The sequence below is a fragment of the Thalassomonas sp. RHCl1 genome, from assembly GCF_947387555.1.
Classification (GTDB): Bacteria; Pseudomonadota; Gammaproteobacteria; order Enterobacterales; family Alteromonadaceae; genus Thalassomonas.
On the sequence record NZ_CANDNZ010000014.1, the window covers coordinates 48,706 to 67,689 of the forward strand.

Below are 18,984 nucleotides of genomic sequence, written 5' to 3' on the forward strand. Positions count from 1 at the left end.
ATCGTATGTTCGTTTTTAATATCAGCTTATGCCCGTTTTTTACGGCAAACGTATTACCACTTCGCTTTCGGCATCCGGCCGGCTCATCTCCAATAACTTTTGTGCCTGGGTTTCTATCCGGCTGTGCTCCGCCAGTGCATTTTGCTCGAGCAACAGGTTGCGCCATTCGATATCCAATTCATCCCGGTCGGTCAGCAAGAGTTCAAGCTCGCTGGTGGTCTGGCGATTTAAATGGGTAAAATAAATCACCGAAAACGCCGAAATTACCACCAACAACAACAGCAAATAAATCACTAAGTGCCGCCTGATATCCTGCCAGATATCAAAAATAAGCACATTACCCGGCTTGGCCATTACTGATCCGCTAACCTCTCGGCCACACGCATCACTGAGCTTCTGGAGCGGACATTATCCTCTACTTCCTGCTTACTGGGTTTTAGCTTACGTCCCACCAGGGCCAGCTTTTTACCCTTCTGTAATTCTTCTTCACTCACAGGCAGACCCCGCGGTACTTTTTTGCCCTGAGAGTGTTTTTTCATAAACTGTTTTACCAGCCGATCCTCAAGGGAATGGAAGCTGATCACTACTAAGCGACCGCCTTGGCTCAAAACTGATAACGAAGCATTTAACGCCTGCTCAATTTGATCCAGTTCGCTGTTGATATACATGCGGATCGCCTGGAAACTCCGGGTTGCCGGATGTTTTTTAATCTCCCGCTGCGGCGCCGTGGTTTTGATCAATTTCGCCAGTTGTCCGGTACGGGTCAGGGGGTTTTCTTCCCGGCTGTCCACTATGGCATTGGCGATACGCCAGGCATGTTTTTCTTCACCAAAGGTTTTTAACACCCAGCTGATATCTTCAACATCGGCTTCTGCCAGCCACTGTGCCGCCGTTTTACCCCGGGTGGTATCCATACGCATGTCCAGCGGACCGTCCTGCATAAAGCTGAAACCACGCTCGGCATCATCGAGCTGGGGTGAAGACACGCCAAGATCAAGTAAAACGCCGTCTACTTTTCCGATCAGGTCATGCTTTTGCGCTATCTGTTCGAGCGCGGCAAAACCTTCATGTTCTATGGTAAAGCGGGCATCGTCGGCAAACTTTTCTGCCGCCGCAATCGCGGTGACATCCCGGTCGATGGCGATTAAGCGCCCTTTCTCGGAAAGCTTGGAAAGGATCAACCCGGAATGGCCGCCACGGCCAAAAGTACAATCGATATAACAACCATCCGGGTTTATTTCTAAACCGGAGACCGCTTCTTCTAACAGCACTGAAATATGTGTATTATCCATTGTCTTCTTTTTTTAGAGGGAAAGATCCATTAATCTTTCCGTTAATTCAATCTCGCCGGACTGGATCTGGCTGATGCCTTGTTGCATCTGCACCTGCCAGGCCGCTTCGCTCCAAATCTCAAATTTTTTCAGCTGTCCCACCAACATGATATTTTTATCTAAATTGGCATGCTGGCGCAGCGGACCGTTGATCAAGATCCGGCCGTTTTTATCCAGGCTGCAGTCGGAGGCATTGCCTAATAACACTTGCTGCAGTAACCGCTCCTGCGGATTCATGCTGGACAGCTCGCATAATTTAAGTTCTATTTCTTCCCATTCGGGCAGGGGATAAAGCAATAAACAAGGATGTTGTATGTCCACGGTGCAGATCATCTGGCCATCGCAATCGGCAATAAGCTCCTCGCGATACCTGGTTGGCATCGTGATGCGATTTTTAGTATCTAGCGTAATTGCGCTGGCGCCTCTGAACATAACCCTTTTTTTATTATGTGATCTTTTAAGATCCACTATTTCCCACTTTTCCCCACATTGCTACAGTTTAGTGAGTAAAGCAAACCTATGTCAAGCAATGTTTGTGAAAATGATCCCGCTGAAGGTCAATAAAATTAAGGGGTTTAGCGAAGTTGATGAAATTGTGGGACTTTGTGGATCTCAGTCCCAAATTATGACGAATTAGGGCAAAATAGTGACAGCCTTGTCAGATTTGATCGCTGATAAAGGGGCAAAAAAACACAAAAAAGGGGATAAAAAAGCAGCTATCCCCCATTATCAGATTATTGCCGGATGAATTATCAAAGAATTAGTGCCGATCTTTTGTAAACACCAGCAGGTTATGGGGCTTTATTTGCACCTTGAGATTCTGCCCTAACGCCAGTATCTGGGGTGAATATAAGCTTAACTGGTCAAAAGCCAGCGGCGCCGGGGCGCTGCTGCTGGCCAGATGGTAATGATAACCCTGTTCGGTGACACTGATATGATTGACGATCACATTGTGCCCTTCCGTCTCCCCTTCACAGATTTCCACATCCTGAGGTTTTATTAATAAGAACCTGCTTTCACCATTTTCCAGGGCACCTGAAACATCCGTCAGTCTGCCTATGGCTGTGGTGAGTTCATTGCCGGATAAAGCATACGGGATCCAGCTGCCTAACTGTAAGAAATCCGCCACCTGGTAGCAATTGGGTTGCAGGCAAACCTCAGCGGGTTTGCCAAGCTGTAATAATTTCCCTTCGTGCATGACCGCTACCTTATCGGCAAAGGTAAACACCTCATCCTTGTTATGGGTGACAAAAATGGCCGTCATTTGCAGTTTTTTCAACAGCTGGCGAATTTCCAGCATCAGTTCATTACGCAACCTGGCATCGATATTGGAGAACGGCTCGTCCAGCAATAATAACTTAGGCCGTGGCGCCAATGCCCGGGCGATCGCTACCCTTTGCTGCTGGCCGCCGGATAACTGGTGCGGATAACGCCCGCTATGCTCTGCTAATTTCAACAAAGCCAGGAGTTCGTTGACCCTGAGGTTTTGCTCGCTTTTGCTTAATTTCGTAATACCGAAAGCAATATTCTCGGCCACCGTCAGATGCGGAAATAAGGCATAATCCTGGAAGATCATACCGATGTGCCTGTGCTCAGGGGCTATATCATGCCCAGGGCTGATCAGCATATCGCCGTCAATTTGGATTTCTCCCCCCGCCAAAGTGACAAAACCTGCCAGGGTATTCAGCAAGGTGGTTTTACCGCAGCCGCTGGGACCCAATAACCCCAGGATTTCCCCACAAGCAAGCCGTAAACTGATGTCGGCTAAAATACTTTTATCGTCAAAGTTCACCGCCACTTGCTGTAAATTTAATATCTCACTCACGTGATATCCCCTTAGTGCACATCAGTGCGAATTAGTGCGGTTCAGCCAGATAATCGGCAACAAACCAAATAACACGATTAATATTGCCCCTAAGGCGCCCTGCTCTAACATTTCATCCGAGATCAGCTGGTATACCTGGGTGCTCAGGGTTTCAAAATTAAAGGGTCTGAGCAGCAATACCGCGGGTAATTCCTTCATGGCTTCAACAAACACCAACAGCCAGGCCACCAAGAGCGAAGGTTTCAATAAAGGTAAATGCACCTTAAGCAGCATCTTTTTCAGCCCGACCCCCAGGCTGGCCGGCGCCAGATCCAGGGAATGGGGGATCTGCCCGATACCGCTGGCAATAGTGCCGTTGGCAATGGCGGCAAAGCGGACAATAAAGGCAAACACGATGACAAAAATAGAGCCGGAAAGCACCAGTCCCGGGCTTTGCCAGCCCAGCATTTCCGCCAGATCGTTAATCCAGTGATCCAGCGGGCCGAAAGTCGCCAGCATCGCCATAGCGATCACGGTACCGGGAATGGCATAGCCAAAACCGGAAATCACTTGCGGCACATGGGCAAACCTATCCCGGTGCAGGCGACGATATAAGCCAAATAACAAGGCCAGCAGTACCGTCAGGGTCGCGGCATACACCGCCACTTCCAAACTGTTTTTGCCGGTGTTCATTAATTGCGACAATTGCTCGGCATCACTGTATTCAAACGCCATCTGCAGCAATAACCCCAAGGGCAAGACAAACCCCGCCAGCACCAGGAACCAGCAAAAAATTCCGGCACCGGCTTGCTGCCAGGGAGTTAATACTATCACTTCGGTTTGTTTATTGGGACGGTTGCTCTGATGGCGCTGACCGGCGCGGCTCTTTTGCTCCGCCACCACAGTAAAGAGGATAAACAGCATCAACACACTGGCCAGGGCATTGGCGGAGGTTAAGTCCCCGTAACCAAGCCAGGTATCATAAATGGCCGTGGTCAGGGTATTGACGGCAAAATACTGCACCGTGGCAAAGTCCGCCAGGGTTTCCATCAAGACTAAACTGGCAGCCACGGCAACCGCAGGCCGCGCCAGCGGCAGGGCTATTTTGAAAAAGCTCTGCCGGGTAGAAAGTCCCAACAGGCGGCCGGCGCGCAATAAATTTTGATCTTGCTGTTCAAACGCGGTGCGTGCCAGCATATAAACATAAGGAAACAATACCAGGGAAAGGATCACCGCCGCACCGGGTAAGGTACGCAGATCAAAAAACCAATAGTCCGCCGGGCTGCTCCAGCCAAAGCTTGCCCTTAAAAAGCGCTGCACCGGTCCGGCATAATCAAATAAGTCGGTATAAAGATAAGCCACCAGGTAGGCGGGCATTGCCAGAGGTAATAACAGCAGCCAGCGCAGGTATTTTTTCCCCAGAACATTGGTCTGGGCGATAAAAATCGCCGCCGGTACGCCAAAGCACAGGGACAGCACTACCACCAGGGCACCGAGCAGCAAGGTATTGATAATATAGTCAGGTAATACCGTTTGCCACAGATGGACAAACAGATCGGCCGGCGCGCCTATGCCCGCCAGCAACATCACCAGCACCGGCGCCAGAAGCGCCAGTGCCGACAACCAGGTTGTGGTTAACCAGGGTTTACTGTTATTGCCCGAAATCACAAATCAAACTGGACTTTATCCAATAACACCAAAGCGGTTTTACGGTTGGCGGCTATGGTTTCCAGCGGCAGATGATCTGCTTTAAAGTCACCCCAGGAGGCAACCAGCTTGGAAACTTTGACGCCAACGCGTACCGGATATTCCATATTGGTTTCGGCATACATGGCCTGGGCTTGCTTGGAGGCCAAAAATTCCATCAATGCCTTGGCATTTTTAGTGTGAGGCGCATATTTAGCCATAGCAACACCCGAGATATTGACATGGGCGCCGCGGGTTTTCTGGTTGGGGAAATTGATATTAACGGCATCGGCCCAGACTTTTTGCTTGTCGTCTTTCAGCATCTTGCCAAAGTAATAGCTGTTACCTAAAGAAAGATCGCATAAACCCTGGTGGATGGCCTGCACCTGGGCACGGTCGCTGCCCTGGGGTTTACGTGCCAGGTTAGATTTGACCCCTTCAAGCCAGGTTAAGGTTTCGGCTTCGCCATGCTCGGCCACCATGGCGGCGACTAAGGCAACATTGTAAGGATGTTTACCGCTGCGGGTACAAATCCGCCCTTTCCATTTAGGATCCGCCAGTTCTTCATAGGTAAAGTCAGTATCACCTAAACGTTTGGCACTATAAATGTTTCTCACCCGGGTGGTTAACCCGTACCAGGTATTATCGGATGCACGGTAGCGGGCAGGAATCGCATCAACCAGGGCTTTTGACTCAACCGGCTGCAGCAGTTGTTTGTCCTGCAGTTCAATCAAGCGGCTGATATCTGTGGTCAGCAGTACATCCGCCGGGCTGTGTTTGCCTTCACGGGACAGGCGTTCCGCCATGCCTTTTTTGGCAAACACGACATTCACTTTAACCCCGGTTTGCTCGGTAAATTTATCAAACAGGGGTTTCACTAAAAATGGCTGGCGGTAAGAGTAAACATTGACTTCGTCGGCAGCACCGGCAAAAAACGGCATTGCCACCGCCACTAATAAACTTATTTTTTTTAAGGTGTTTGTGAACATAAGGAACCTGTATAAAAAAGTTAAAAATCGTGTACATAAAACGATTTTAATAATAGTCGCCAGCCTAATGAAGTACCACTAAGCTGTCAAGGTTTTTGAGAACCATTCTCATTTAAGTGAAACTTTCACTCACTTTACTGATCTGTATCATCATTTTGCCCGATGGCATCCAGCTGGCTGTGAATAAAGCTGCTTGCCTCTTCAGACAGACAGCGGCTGGAAATATAACTCCGGCCGCCTTTATGTACCACCAATAACCCCTGCTCGGTAGGGGTCACCTGATTAATATCCCCCCAGCTGATCAGGGCATCGACATAAACCGATTTAGATCTTATACCTTGCCCGCCTATGGTTAGCGTAACCTGACTATTGGCACTGCGGCTGAGCATCTGCCGCGCCAGCCACCAGGGCTTTTGATATTTCACACTGAGCGCTTCAACCACACCAAGGCCAATCAGAAACCAGGCAGCATATTGGTCTATCTCGGTAAAAAGTGATAATCCCAATCCCATCAGCACCAGCAAAATCGCTTTACTGTATGCCCGCAGCGAATAATCAGGCACAACGGATTCCTGATAACACTCGCTAAAGTGGCTTTTATCTAATTTAAAGGTGGTGGAATAAGAAAAAGAATCGGTCATAACTATATTCATTTATAAACAGTGGCGCTAGTGTAGCGGATATTGCCGACAAGGCAATCTTTCAAAAGAGGTTAATGACCAAACCCCCTAAGTTTTTATCAAGCCAGTTGTCAGGCAGACAAATGTAATGCTTGCCTGTTCGCTAAATATCAAAAACTATTGATGCATTACAATAACGAGAGTTACAAAAAACCGAAAGCATCAAATGATGCTTTCGGTCAACTCTGCCTATGATTTAATAAATCTACGTCCCCCTAACCCCAGCATAGCCAGAGCGAAAATAGCCAGAGTAGAAGGTTCAGGGACTGATGGCGATTGCACACTAGCAACACTAAAGGTTTCCAAGGCATTCACGGTGAAACTAACTCTTTCTGTGCTACCTGTAACAATATTGCCTTTAGAATTCGGCAACTTTCCGTTATAAGTACCAACATCATTGCTGTAGCCGCTACCGCCTAAAGTAAAACTGCCTCCGAAGATATCATGACCACCACCAAAGGTTGCAAAGTAATCCTGGTAACCCAAGATAATATTGGCACCTTCATTATCAAAATGGTTAGCACTGGTATCATGCATAACCGCAGAAGAAAGATTAAAAATAAAACTATCTACTGTACCGTCCCTGTCATGGGAGTAACTGCCGCTTTTATTCCAGTCAAGATCGGTATAACCACCGATAAGGTAATCTACATTATTATAGGTAACGTTATATATTGAGACCGTAGGGCCCTGGCCATCAACAGCATTATGCCAGCTGCTAGCGGTCGCGCCGGCTTCTCCATACCAGATACTGTTCCAATCCAACTCCCCTTGCCCCATCCAGCTCTCTAACAGGCTAGCCCCGGATTGATCCAATAAATGACTGCCTGAATCAACCAAGCCGGCATTGGCAATATTTGCCAAACTACTAACCATCAATGCCATACCGGCCACAACCGGGGTTAAAAATTTCAATTTCATATAATATTCCTTTCAATCTATTCTCACTCGAGATAAAACAAGATGTAATACAAGGCGTTTTTATACGCTGTTTTACCTAAAGCAAAAGTCACACCACTTCACTATAAGTCAGGGTGTTAAGCACAGGGCTACAGCGTCAATAACAGGAAGAGTGCTAAGCTGGAGTGATTAAAAATAAATTAACGAAATAAGAAATCAGCAAGTAAATGAGTCAAGGTGCTTGAGAAAACACCTCAGTAAATCTGAACTAAGTCGACAGCAATAGAATAAACGTCATAAAAATGTCATTCGCCCTGCTTATTATCTGGCGTCAGTTTTTGTTCCTGACTGGAGATTATTTTATCTAAATAACGGTCGATAGAAGCTTTCGCCGTTGCCGTTAATCCGCCCTTGTCATGCTGTTCTTTAAGCAAAGTTTCCACCTGGGAAAATAAATCATCCAGATTTCGTCCTTGTTCAGGTATTTGCTTTAAACCGGGATCTTTGTCTTCTTCTGCCGACTCCCCTGCTGCGGCTTTACTTTGCCAATCGGCAGCACCAAACAAGTTTAGCCAGTGATCGGTTTTTCTCCCCAGCCTCATCACCTTGTAGAAATAACTTTGTGGATATTGATGCCCTCTTATCACATCAATCACGGCGCTGACGATAGACACAGGGCTAAGTAAGAGATCCCGTATGGCATCAAATGCCAGTTTCACCTGAAAAATGCCTATATCTCGTAATAACTGCCAACGACTTAACCTAGGCTCTGTCATCTTAAAACCCCAACAAAAATAAAGCGCTAGAATAGCATGAAGTGACGGTTTTTGATGAGCCGCTTTGTAAAAGAATATTAGCCGAGGTTTTCGCGGATCCAGAGATAGTCCCGATACAGGACATCAATATCAAATGCCAGATTGCCGAAAGGATCCTTGAGCGGCTGAAATACCGCCTGTAATTGCCCGTCAGGATTAATCAGATATAAAGCGCCGCCATGACTGACCTGATAATCGCCGTTGTCGCTGTTATTATTCACCTGTGCCTTAATACCTAAGTCCTGTTCAAAAGCCCTTGCCTTATCTTTTTCTTCTGCCCTTATCCCCGTTAAGTTTTCACTGAAATAGGCAACATATAACGCCAGTTTCTCCGCACTGTCCCGGGCAGGATCTATGGTATAAAACAAAAAATGCAAATCCGGGCGCTTATTGCCTGATTTGAGTTTATTTTCCAGCTGGGTTAACAGCAGCAAGGTATTGGGACAAATATCCGGGCAGGAGGTATAACCATAGGAAATCAAATGCCACCTTCCCTTTAATGCCTGGTTGTTAAAGACCCGGTTATGGTGATCCCTTAATTGAAAAGAGGCAAGGTTAAGACCAGAAGTTAACTTAGTGCCTCTGCTGAGCCGGGCCTTACTCAACGGCGAACTTGCCAGCTTGTCATCAAGCGGCCGGGTATAATTTAGCAAGGAGTGGCTAAGAGAAGAGATACTCTCAGGCAGATAAAACAACAACCAGATCAGGGCAAATAAAAAGCCGCACACTATCGCCAAACTCATGTTCAGTTTAGTCCTGACACTCCAGTTAATGCTTGGTTTTGAGCGCTGCACCACCATGCCCTTAAGAAGAAGTAAACGACAACAAGCGATTGATAAAAGTGTAATCCCCTTCAATGGCCATCAGCACAATCAACACCAAAATTGCCAAAGGCGGCAAAAACAGCACCAGCTTTAACGCGATCCGCTCCCAGGCAACGTGCATGAAAACAGCCAGGATAAAACCCGCTTTTAAAAACATAAAGATTAAAATTAACGACCACCTGAGCATCCCCTGCAGCTGAAAATAGTCCACCATATACGACAGGGTGCTGAGCACAAAAAGTAATACCCAGACTTTCAGGTACAGACTGATAGGATGTTGTTTAACCCCTGCTTGCGCCTGTGCTTGTACATTCGACTGATTCATACTTTACCTCACCATAAATAGAAAAAGGCAAAAATAAATACCCATACCAGATCAACAAAATGCCAGTACAAACCGGTAATTTCGACAATATGGTAGCCTTTTTTTTCATAATCTCCGCGGGCCACCTTTCTGGCGATCACCGCCAGGTAAATCACCCCGGCACTGACATGCATACCGTGAAAACCGGTGATCATAAAAAACGCCGCGCCAAACTGCGCTGCCCCCATGGGGTTACCCCAGGGCCTGATGCCTTCATCAACAATAAGCTTAGTCCATTCAAACGCCTGCATACCGACAAACAAGGCCCCCAATAAGGCGGTGGCCGCCATAAAATAAACGGTTTTCTTTTTATCGCCCCGGTAGGCATAATTTACCGCCATCGCCATGGTGCCGCTGCTGGTGATCAATACAAAGGTCATAATGGCGATCAACACCAAAGGAATATGATGTCCGGCTATGGTCAGGGCAAATACTTCGCTGGAGTTGGGCCAGCTGTCCATAGCGGACATGCGCACATTCATATAGGCAGTGAGGAAAATGCTGAAGATGAAAGTATCGCTGAGCAGAAAGATCCACATCATCAATTTGCCCCAGGGCATATCGAAGGTTTGTTTATCCGCCGACCAGTCCCGGACAACTCCCTGCCAGTTATCCTGGTTTTTCTCTTGTGTATTTGTGTTTTCTGTTGGCGGTATATTCTCTTTCATCATTCTCCAGCTCCTAGAAGCCACAAAAAGCAGCAATCGTGTTATAGGTATCCGGGCTCGCCGTTAACAGGGCAAACAGAAACAGCCATAATAAAAACAGATAATGCCAGTAAAAAGCACACAGCCCCAGGCTGCGCCTGAGCAGTGCCAGCTCGCTTTTGCGGTAAAAATGCACCAGTACCCGTACCAAGGCCAGCAAGCCGCCGAATAAATGAATACCGTGCACCGCCGTTAACACATAAAAGTAGCTGTTGGCGGGATTGCTATAAATTAAAAAACCCTGCCGGCTTAGCTGCTGCCACACCAGGTATTGGCCAAACACAAAGGCGATAGAAAAGATCACCGCCAGCACCAGGTAGATAAGCAACACATTGACTTCCCGGGCTTCCCCTCCAGAATTTAGCGCCTTATTGACGTCTTTGGCAGATAGCTGTAAAAAAATACTCGCCAGCAGTAAAAAACCGGTGTTAAGCCATAACTGCAGCGAATTGGTCAGGGGTAACCAGGGCTCCCCTGCCAGCGCCTGAAAATCAGGATATTGGGAGCGGGATAAATAGGTAATGGTAAAAAGAAAAAACAATACCGACACCACAGCAATAAAAAACTTCAGGGCGGTTTTTGCCGGAAACCCCGATGGCGCATAAGCCGGTACGCCATTAACGGCCAGGCTTGACTCATCTGCCGCTAACCAGGGCTTTTCGGCTAATTTACTGAAAATACTCATGACTTATCCTCCCCCGCTGGCTTTTCTTTCAGGGGAACGACATTATCCCCCCGAGGCAAATCCGGCTCTGCTGCCAGCTTTTCCACCTCACTGTCCGGCATATTTTGCGGAATAAAGTCCGCCTTAACGCCGGGGACGCTGTAATCGTAAGCCCAGCGGTAAACCACGGGTAAGTTTTTCCCCCAGTTACCGTGCCCGGGAGGTGTGGTTTGTGTTTGCCACTCCAGGGTGGTGGCGTCCCAGGGATTGTCGCCGGCCTTTTTGCCTTTAAAAAGACTCCAGATCACGTTGTAGATAAAGATCAACTGCACCACACCGACAATAATCGCGGAAATGGTTATATTGGCATTTAAGACCTGGGCGGAGTCGGGGATAAATTCCGTAGGTCCCATGGCAAAATATCGCCTGGGCACGCCGAGAAAGCCCAGGTAATGCATAGGTAAATAAATGGCATAGGTGCCTAAAAAGGTAAACCAAAAATGAGCCTTGCCTAAACCTGTATGTAGAAAGCGTCCGGTGATCTTCGGATACCAGTGATAGATGGCAGCAAATAACACCATAATCGGTGAAACTCCCATCACCATATGGAAATGCGCGACGACAAAATAAGTATCCGACAGCGGCAAGTCCACCACAACATTGCCGAGAAAGAGCCCGGTAAGGCCGCCATGGGTAAAGGTAAAAATAAAGCCGATGGCGAACATCATAGGCACCGTCATATGGATATTGCCCCGCCACAGGGTCAGCACCCAGTTATAGACTTTCAATGCCGTTGGCACGGCAATGATCAAGGTGGTGGTGGCAAAGAAAAAGCCAAAATAAGGATTCATGCCGCTGACATACATATGATGGGCCCAGACAATAAAACTTAAGCCGCCGATAGCTACTATCGCCCACACCATCATGCGGTAACCGAAGATATTTTTCCTGGCATGGGTCGCCAGCACATCCGATACCATGCCAAAGGCCGGCAGGGCAACGATATAGACCTCGGGATGGCCGAAAAACCAGAACAGGTGCTGAAATAGCACCGGGCTGCCGCCGGTATAATCCAGACTCTCTCCCAGGGATAACAACGCCGGCATAAAGAAGCTGGTACCGATCACTTTATCCAGCACCATCATGATGGCGCTCACCAGCAAGGCGGGGAACGCCAGCAAGCCCAAAATCGTCGCGATAAATATGCCCCAGATGGTCAGCGGCATCCGCATCAAAGTCATGCCTTTGGCCCTGGCCTGCAAGATGGTGGTGACATAATTTAAGCCTCCCATGGTAAAGGCGATAATAAAGATCGCCAGGGAGGCCAGCATCAGAATAATGCCGCCGTCGTTACCCGGGGTGCCGGGCAATATCGTTTGCGGCGGATACAAGGTCCAACCGGCCCCCGTCGGCCCGCCGGTGACAAAAAAACTGGCCAGCAGCACCAACACCGCCAGTAAATAAGTCCAGTAGCTGAGCATATTGAGAAAGGGAAATACCATGTCCCTGGCCCCCACCATCAGCGGGATCAGGTAGTTGCCAAACCCTCCCAGCAATAATGCCGTAAGCAGGTAGATCACCATGATCATGCCGTGCATGGTCACAAATTGCAGGTAAGCCGCGGGATCGATAAAGGAAAAGGTATCGGGAAAACCTAACTGCAACCGCATCAATCCAGACAACACCAAGGCCACCAGACCCACGCCGATGGCGGTGATGGAATACTGTATTGCGATCACTTTATGATCCTGGCTCCAGATATACTTGGTAAAAAAGCTCCCGGGATGGGGGGAATCATCAACTTGATCGGCAATTGCGGTATAAGAAGTCATTTATCTCACCTTCAATATCATTATTATTGTGCGAACAACCAGCTCATCGCATCCTCGGTTGGCTATCATCCGTTTAGCCCTTTAACTTTCTGCCCTTGCGCATGTTTATCGGCAAAGGCATTATTCCCCGGCAGAGACTTTTACCGGCTGCAGCGCATGCCCTTTGCCCGGCAACTTTGAGGTTAATGCCCCGCCGGGTGCAAGCGAGCGGATATAGGCCACCACATCATCCAGCGCCTGTTCGTTTTGCAGCAGCCTGGACATCAATATCATCTGGCTGCCGTATAAATCTTTTGGGTGTGCGCCCCGGATGCTTTGCTGGTAGTTAGTCAGCTGCCTTTTCAGGTACCAGGGCTGCAGGCTCGTCAGCTTAGGGGCATTAAGGGCAAACTTTCCTTCGCCGTTATTCCCATGGCAATAGGAGCAATTACGGTACAACACCTTGCCTTTAGCCAAATCACCGCCGGTACCGGCTTTTTCTGCTTGCCCCTCCAAGGTGGCAATATAGGCAAGCACATCATCAATCGCCTTGTCGTCGGCTAAGGTCGCCGACATCGCCGCCATTTGTTGCCCGTATTGATCGTTTTTATGGCTGCCCCGGACCCCCTGCTGGTAATATTTCAGCTGGCGCTTCATATACCAGGCAGGCTGGCTTGCCAGTTGAGGTGCATTCATGGCTTCATTGCCTTCACCCTCACTGCCGTGGCAGGCGCTGCAAGCGGCAAAAAGCGCTTTTCCTTTAACGAGATCATATTCGGGAGGTTGCAGGGTCTGGGCAAAAGTCGTCTGCTTTGCCAGCCAGAGATTGTAGTTTTCCCTGGTTTCTACAACGATATGGCCTCGCATGGTATAATGCGCCATGCCGCAGAGTTCTTCACACAATATTTCATAGCGCCCCAACTTGGTCGGCGTAAACCATAAATAGCTGACCAGGCCCGGCACCAAGTCCATTTTGACCCTGAACTGGGGCACGGCAAAGTTATGCAGAACATCTTTTGAACGCATCAAAACTTTGACCGGCTGGTCTATCGGCACATGCATTTCATTACTGAAAATTAAAATATCATCCAGGCCATTGGCATCTTCAGGATTGATGCCAAAGGGGTTTTTCTCGCTGATCAATTCAACCGCCGTTTGCCCCAAAACCCCGTCCTGTCCCGGCAGGCGGTAACTCCAGTGCCATTGCTGGCCAACCGCTTCAAAGACATCGGCATCTTCGGGCACATTGACAAATTGTCCCCAAACAAATAACCCCGGCGCCAGCATAGCCGCAACCCCTATGGTAGTGATCAGGGTCAGCCAGGTTTCCAGCTTTTTATTTTCAGGCTCATAATCGGCACGTTTATTTTTGTTGAAGCGGTAACGGAACACCGCATAGGCGAGAAAACAGTTAACCAGCACAAAAACAATGCCGGTTACCCAAAAGGTAATATTGATAGTGTCATCTATCGAGCTCCAGTTGGATGCCAGTGGCGTAAACCACCAGGGACTGGCAAAGTGAAAAACCAGCGAAGCCACCACCAGGATTATAATGACAATTGCTACCAGCATATATTCTGCTCCCCAAAAGCCTTTAAGCCAAACAGAGATAAAAAATCTTGTTTCTGTCGGCCCTTTGCCCTTCACTTTGCCCGGGCAAATACAGTGAAAAAGCCATCGGCCGGCAGCAGGAGAAACCAACAAAACATATGGTAAATAGCTGATGTTTATTGAGTTAAGTTGACCGCTTGTTTATCCGGAATTTATTTTTATCTGACTACTATTAACATAGACCAAAAAAATGAATGTTCCAGAATCAACCGGAAAAACAAGGTATTAATTAAGGGCTTATAAAAACAAGCAAGAAGTGACAGATAAGAAGGGACAGCGGCATGAAGCCGATCATGCCGCCAGTGTCACCTGAACCGTCTGCAGGCTAAGGCATGGTTTTCATAAAGCTGCGGAATTTATCCTGACCCCGCACCACCCACCTTGGGGTAGCTGCCCCGGTACCGGCAGCTTCCAGTGCCGGATGAGCTTCAATCACTTTACTGAACGCCTGCTCCTGATTGGCATCAACATCGACAAACAGAATATGTTTGCCCTTTTTCAGCAAGTCCTGAAAACGTTCAAAGTTAACGTTAGGTTTCTGAATGCCGATAAAGCCGCCTTCCCAGGTGCAAAAGCCTAATACTATGATTGCCAGAAATATCACGGGTAACCAACCAGCTGAACTTTCTGTCCATCCCATAAGATAAGAAACCAACAAGGTTAGCGCTGCGCCTACTACGCCAACCATAGCTCCCACTTCGGTTGAATGAACGACATCTTGTTTTAAAACGGCTTCCACTTCATGTAAATGATGGTTTTCAACTTCCGTATCATTCTCGCTCAAAATATGAATCTGAGGTTCTGTGATGCCTTCTGCTTCCAGTTCTTGTTCAACTAACTCCAAATCATCAAGATCATCAGTGATATAATAATGTCTTAACATATTTCACTCCTATTGATAGAGCCTGATCATTACAGGGTTTTCCGATAATGATCCCCAACGGATTCGGATAATACGGCTAATTTGGCATAAATAAACTAAGGCTTGGCCCCTTTATTTAAACCATAAGGCACAATTAAAGTATCCGACCTGTTTAGTCAAGTATAGCAGTAATCCAACAATAACAAGCTCTTGCTAGATAAGGCGTTAACCAGAAGTAATCACTTGCTTTACTTTTTGTTATTTACGTTTGTTCAGCAAGGATTCACCGGCGAAGGAAAAGCAGCTGAAGTGGAAAAGTGCTCCCGGTGACAACAAGCGCTCACCAGACAAACTCTCAGCAAATTTCAACCTTATAACCAACCCCGTAAACCGCCTGGATCACATCGGCCCCGGGTAATAATATCGCCAGCTTTTTACGTATTTTTTTAATATGGCAATCTATAGTGCGCTCACTGACAATACGGTGATCATCATATACCTGCGCCATTAACAGTTCCCGGGTAAAGACTTTGTCCGGCTGTGCCAGCAAAGTTTTGAAAAGCTGATATTCGACCTGGGTCAGGACAAGTTTCTCTCCTTTAATCATCGCCGAATAGCTTTCATCATAAAGCGTTATGACCGGCTCCCGGACAGGCTGGCGGCCACCGGCACAGCGCCTGCCAACCGCCCGGATCCTCGCCAGCACTTCTCTGGGACTATAAGGTTTGCAGATATAGTCATCGGCCCCCAATTCCAGCCCCAATAAGCGGTCGACTTCCTCAATCCGTGCCGTCATCATAATAATGGGTACCTGAGAAAATAACCGGATCTCCTTGCATATCTCTATGCCGTCTTTACCCGGCAACATTAAATCAAGCAAAATAAAATCGACAGGGTGCTGTTTCACCCAGTCGACGACTTCTAAACCATTTTCCAGCAGTTCAGTATCAAAACCCGCCTGTAACAGATAGTCCGATATTAGCCTTGCCAGTTTAATTTCATCCTCAACAATCAGTATCTTCTGCTTCATCACCTTTACTCTTTCCTAAGACATGAGGGCATGACTATCAGCGTCATCAAATCCTCTTTTAAGCTGTTTATTAAAAAGGGGAATTTTAACGATCAGCCATAAGCCCCCCATTTCTGAAGTTTTCGCCCGGATAGTACCGGCATGAGCTTTGACAATATTGTGGCAAATAGACAAGCCTAAACCGGCACCGCCGGTTTTACGGTTGCGGGAAGCGTCCACCCGGTATAAACGTTCGAATATCTTATCCAGTTCATCAATAGCCACTCCGGGAGATGAGTCTTTAAAATGCAGCAGCAGATTTTTCCCGTCACTATGGCTTGCTATCTGCAATTGCCCCGGATTATCGGTATAACCTAAGGTGTTCTTCAAAATATTAGAAAACAACTGTTTCAGCCGGTCAGCATCCGCTAACACCAGGCAAGTGTCGGCACCGACATCAAAGCTGACTTCTATGCCCTTACGGATAAAGTCATGGCGAAATCCTGCCAGGGTGGTTTCGAGGATCACTTCGGGGTTTAGCGGCTGTTTCTGATAATTAAGCCCGCCGATGTCCGACATAGACAACTCGTAGAGATCCCTGATCAGGAAATTCAGATGCTCAACTTCACCGTGTAAGGAGGCAATCGCCTCAGGCGTGGACTGACGTATGCCGTCCTGGATCGCTTCTATTTCCCCTTTTAATATCGCCAGCGGCGTGCGCAACTCATGAGAAATATCCGCCACCCATTGCCGGCGGGCCTGTTCATTTTCTTTCAGGGTATGGGCCAGGGTATTAAAGTTGGCCGACAACAGGCCCAATTCGTCTTGACTGCTGACAGGGATAGCGGTTTGATATTTACCGGCAATCAGGTTAAGGGTTCCCCGGGTGAGTTCGTTTATCGGCTTAACCAAATAAGTGGCAACAGGCAGCACCGCCAGCAAAGAAATCATCACCATGATCACCGCCACCAAAATAAAGGTATGGCTTTGCTGGCGGATAAATTGCAGATCCAGCTTATCCAATTGAGGCTGGTGCTTTACCTGTCCCAGATAACCCACGGTTTTAGCGCCAGCAATAATAGGGTGCAACTTAAGCTCACTCACCGCCCCGGGAGGCCCGTGCAATATGTTTTTATTTTCATCAAGCAGATAAGGCGGCTCATGCCCGGGATGCCCGCCCTTTCCGGCTCCCGGTAGCGGGCCTGGCAACCTGAAATGGTTTTCTCCTTCAAACGCTATGCCAAAAGGCCCGTGTCCCGGAGGCATGCCCATGGGGACGGGCACTCCCCAGAAAGGCTGCAAAAGTTCAAACCAATAGTTACGATGACTGCTGATATACCGCCAGCCCTGCTCTTTTTGCCACTCCCGGGCAAGCTGTTCACTAAATTCCTGATGCAGCAAGCTTTCCTGCTGGTCAACATAGTTTAAAAAGCCCTGATCAAAGCTCCACTGCATCACAAGATACATGCATAACACCACCCCGCCGGTGGCCGCCAGCAAGGTGGCGAATAATTTTGAACGTATACTAAAACTCATAACACTTCATTGGCGCCGACTTTATACGGCAGCTGAGGATCCCGAATTTGCTAACACTAGCATTGCCGGAGGCAGATAACAGGTAAGTCATCGGATTTCCTCAATCTTTCCACAATGCTTGCACAATCTGATTGAAAATAAGCTGTTAGCTTGGAAACAGCTAAGGGGTCAGCCGTAAAAACAGCAACAAATAAGAATTACAAATGATGGATAAACCCGGCTCATGGTCACCCATGACCTCGCTGGATAAATACATCCCTGTATAAACCCGGCTCATAATCGTCCGTGACTTCGCTGGATAAATACATCCCTGTATAAACCCGGCTCATAGTCGTCCGAGACTTCGCTGGATAAATACATCCCTGTATAAACCCGGCTCATAGTCGTCCGTGACTTCGCTGGATAAATACATCCCTGTATAAACCCGGCTCATAGTCGTCCGTGACTTCGCAGGATAAATACATCCCTGTATAAACCCGGCTCATAGTCGTCCGTGACTTCGCTGGATAAATACATCCCTGTATAAAAAAGGCTGCCACGGGAATGGCAACCTTGCATATAGAAGTGAAAGCCGTTTTGGCTCAGTTAAGGCAGGTTATCTAAAGGCGGCAATAGTGCTGGTGATATTATCCAAGGCGCGCTGCGCGTCCGACTCATTGGCAACGCCACATTTTAAATTGGTGCCGCAGCTTCTGTCGGGATCAGAAAATACCGGTAAATGGGTATTGGTATTAAATGCCTGCGGATAAGCCATAATAGTGGCAAATTCATAGTCCACACCGTAGCCCATACCGTACTCGTAAACGCCATGATATAACTTACCACCAACAGTATTTTGCTCTACCGAGTGGCCTAAGCCCATGTTATGACCCAGCTCATGCATAAAGGTCATAGTAGTATTGCCGCAATCGGTAGCGGTAATATTGTAGGCATAACTTTGGTAAGTATCATGATCCGGGAAATAATCTCCCATGCCGTAAATCGCTCCGGCGATGCCACAGGTTGTCCCTTGCCAGGTGCTGTTTTTAGAGCCTAAGACCACAACAAAGTCCGAGTTGAACTGATCACGCCAACCCCTGATGTCACTGTTTTTGTAGACACTGCTGACATCACTTTCCGAGGCAACATAGTTAGTACTCAGCTGATAAGGATCGGCGGCCAGGACTAAATTAATATCCAAACCGTTATCGGCATAATAACGGTTAGAAGCAGAAATCATCTGGGTAATTTCAGACTGGATATTAAAGCTGTTGCTAGCTGCTTCCGCGGTGTAATAAACATCAACAACTACATCTGTAGCCATCACCGAAGCACTGAACAGACCTGCCATTGAGAGACTTAACAGGGTTTTACTCGTGACTTTTTTCAACATAACATTTTCCTTCTGTTTT

The 18,984-nt window shown here is 47.8% G+C and carries 19 protein-coding genes; all 19 read right to left on the reverse strand.

Annotation, left to right across the window (positions count from 1 at the left end; genetic code table 11):
• Positions 1-39: 39 nt before the first annotated feature.
• Entirely contained in the window at positions 40-354 is a 315-nt protein-coding gene (gene ftsL, locus QL234_RS26215) for a cell division protein FtsL (RefSeq protein ID WP_281560714.1), read from the reverse strand.
• Entirely contained in the window at positions 354-1,292 is a 939-nt protein-coding gene (gene rsmH, locus QL234_RS26220; RefSeq protein ID WP_281560715.1) for a 16S rRNA (cytosine(1402)-N(4))-methyltransferase RsmH, read from the reverse strand. Before rsmH ends, ftsL begins: the two co-directional genes overlap by 1 nt.
• 12 nt (positions 1,293-1,304) lie before the next feature.
• Positions 1,305-1,763 (reverse strand): division/cell wall cluster transcriptional repressor MraZ, encoded by a 459-nt coding sequence (mraZ, locus tag QL234_RS26225; RefSeq protein ID WP_281560716.1) that lies wholly within the window; start codon positions 1,761-1,763, stop codon positions 1,305-1,307.
• Positions 1,764-2,091: 328 nt separating this feature from the next.
• Positions 2,092-3,156, reverse strand: a complete 1,065-nt coding sequence (locus QL234_RS26230; RefSeq protein WP_281560717.1) for an ABC transporter ATP-binding protein — start codon at positions 3,154-3,156, stop codon at positions 2,092-2,094.
• A 21-nt stretch (positions 3,157-3,177) separates the two neighbouring features.
• Positions 3,178-4,803 carry an iron ABC transporter permease gene (locus tag QL234_RS26235; protein ID WP_281560718.1) on the reverse strand — a complete coding sequence of 542 codons (1,626 nt, stop codon included), beginning with the start codon at positions 4,801-4,803 and terminating at the stop codon, positions 3,178-3,180.
• The gene (locus tag QL234_RS26240; RefSeq protein WP_281560804.1) at positions 4,800-5,762 is read right to left on the reverse strand and encodes a Fe(3+) ABC transporter substrate-binding protein; all 963 of its coding nucleotides are present in this window, start codon (positions 5,760-5,762) and stop codon (positions 4,800-4,802) included. Before QL234_RS26240 ends, QL234_RS26235 begins: the two co-directional genes overlap by 4 nt.
• Before the next feature lie 182 nt (positions 5,763-5,944).
• Entirely contained in the window at positions 5,945-6,451 is a 507-nt protein-coding gene (locus QL234_RS26245) for a YcxB family protein (RefSeq protein ID WP_281560719.1), read from the reverse strand.
• Positions 6,452-6,679: 228 nt separating this feature from the next.
• Positions 6,680-7,411: a PEP_CTERM-anchored TLD domain-containing protein gene (locus QL234_RS26250; protein ID WP_281560720.1), complete on the reverse strand. Its 732-nt coding sequence runs from the start codon at positions 7,409-7,411 to the stop codon at positions 6,680-6,682.
• Between the two features lie 284 nt (positions 7,412-7,695).
• Positions 7,696-8,166: a hypothetical protein gene (locus tag QL234_RS26255; protein ID WP_281560721.1), complete on the reverse strand. Its 471-nt coding sequence runs from the start codon at positions 8,164-8,166 to the stop codon at positions 7,696-7,698.
• A 77-nt stretch (positions 8,167-8,243) separates the two neighbouring features.
• A complete protein-coding gene (locus QL234_RS26260; protein ID WP_281560722.1) occupies positions 8,244-8,948 on the reverse strand; it encodes an SCO family protein in 705 nt (234 codons plus the stop codon).
• A 61-nt stretch (positions 8,949-9,009) separates the two neighbouring features.
• A complete protein-coding gene (locus QL234_RS26265; protein ID WP_281560723.1) occupies positions 9,010-9,354 on the reverse strand; it encodes a cytochrome C oxidase subunit IV family protein in 345 nt (114 codons plus the stop codon).
• Positions 9,355-9,362: 8 nt separating this feature from the next.
• Positions 9,363-10,064: a heme-copper oxidase subunit III family protein gene (locus QL234_RS26270; protein WP_281560724.1), complete on the reverse strand. Its 702-nt coding sequence runs from the start codon at positions 10,062-10,064 to the stop codon at positions 9,363-9,365.
• A gap of 10 nt (positions 10,065-10,074) precedes the next feature.
• Positions 10,075-10,785 (reverse strand): cytochrome c oxidase subunit 3, encoded by a 711-nt coding sequence (locus QL234_RS26275; RefSeq protein ID WP_281560725.1) that lies wholly within the window; start codon positions 10,783-10,785, stop codon positions 10,075-10,077.
• Positions 10,782-12,596 (reverse strand): cbb3-type cytochrome c oxidase subunit I, encoded by a 1,815-nt coding sequence (locus tag QL234_RS26280; RefSeq protein ID WP_281560726.1) that lies wholly within the window; start codon positions 12,594-12,596, stop codon positions 10,782-10,784. Before QL234_RS26280 ends, QL234_RS26275 begins: the two co-directional genes overlap by 4 nt.
• 120 nt (positions 12,597-12,716) lie before the next feature.
• Positions 12,717-14,147 (reverse strand): c-type cytochrome, encoded by a 1,431-nt coding sequence (locus tag QL234_RS26285; RefSeq protein ID WP_281560727.1) that lies wholly within the window; start codon positions 14,145-14,147, stop codon positions 12,717-12,719.
• Positions 14,148-14,511: 364 nt separating this feature from the next.
• The gene (locus QL234_RS26290; RefSeq protein ID WP_281560728.1) at positions 14,512-15,069 is read right to left on the reverse strand and encodes an NAD/FAD-utilizing enzyme; all 558 of its coding nucleotides are present in this window, start codon (positions 15,067-15,069) and stop codon (positions 14,512-14,514) included.
• Between the two features lie 334 nt (positions 15,070-15,403).
• Positions 15,404-16,078, reverse strand: a complete 675-nt coding sequence (locus QL234_RS26295) for a response regulator (protein ID WP_281560729.1) — start codon at positions 16,076-16,078, stop codon at positions 15,404-15,406.
• Between the two features lie 15 nt (positions 16,079-16,093).
• Positions 16,094-17,593, reverse strand: coding sequence for an ATP-binding protein (locus tag QL234_RS26300; RefSeq protein ID WP_281560730.1), 1,500 nt, complete (start codon positions 17,591-17,593; stop codon positions 16,094-16,096).
• Between the two features lie 595 nt (positions 17,594-18,188).
• Entirely contained in the window at positions 18,189-18,965 is a 777-nt protein-coding gene (locus QL234_RS26305; RefSeq protein WP_281560731.1) for a M12 family metallo-peptidase, read from the reverse strand.
• Positions 18,966-18,984: the final 19 nt, after the last annotated feature.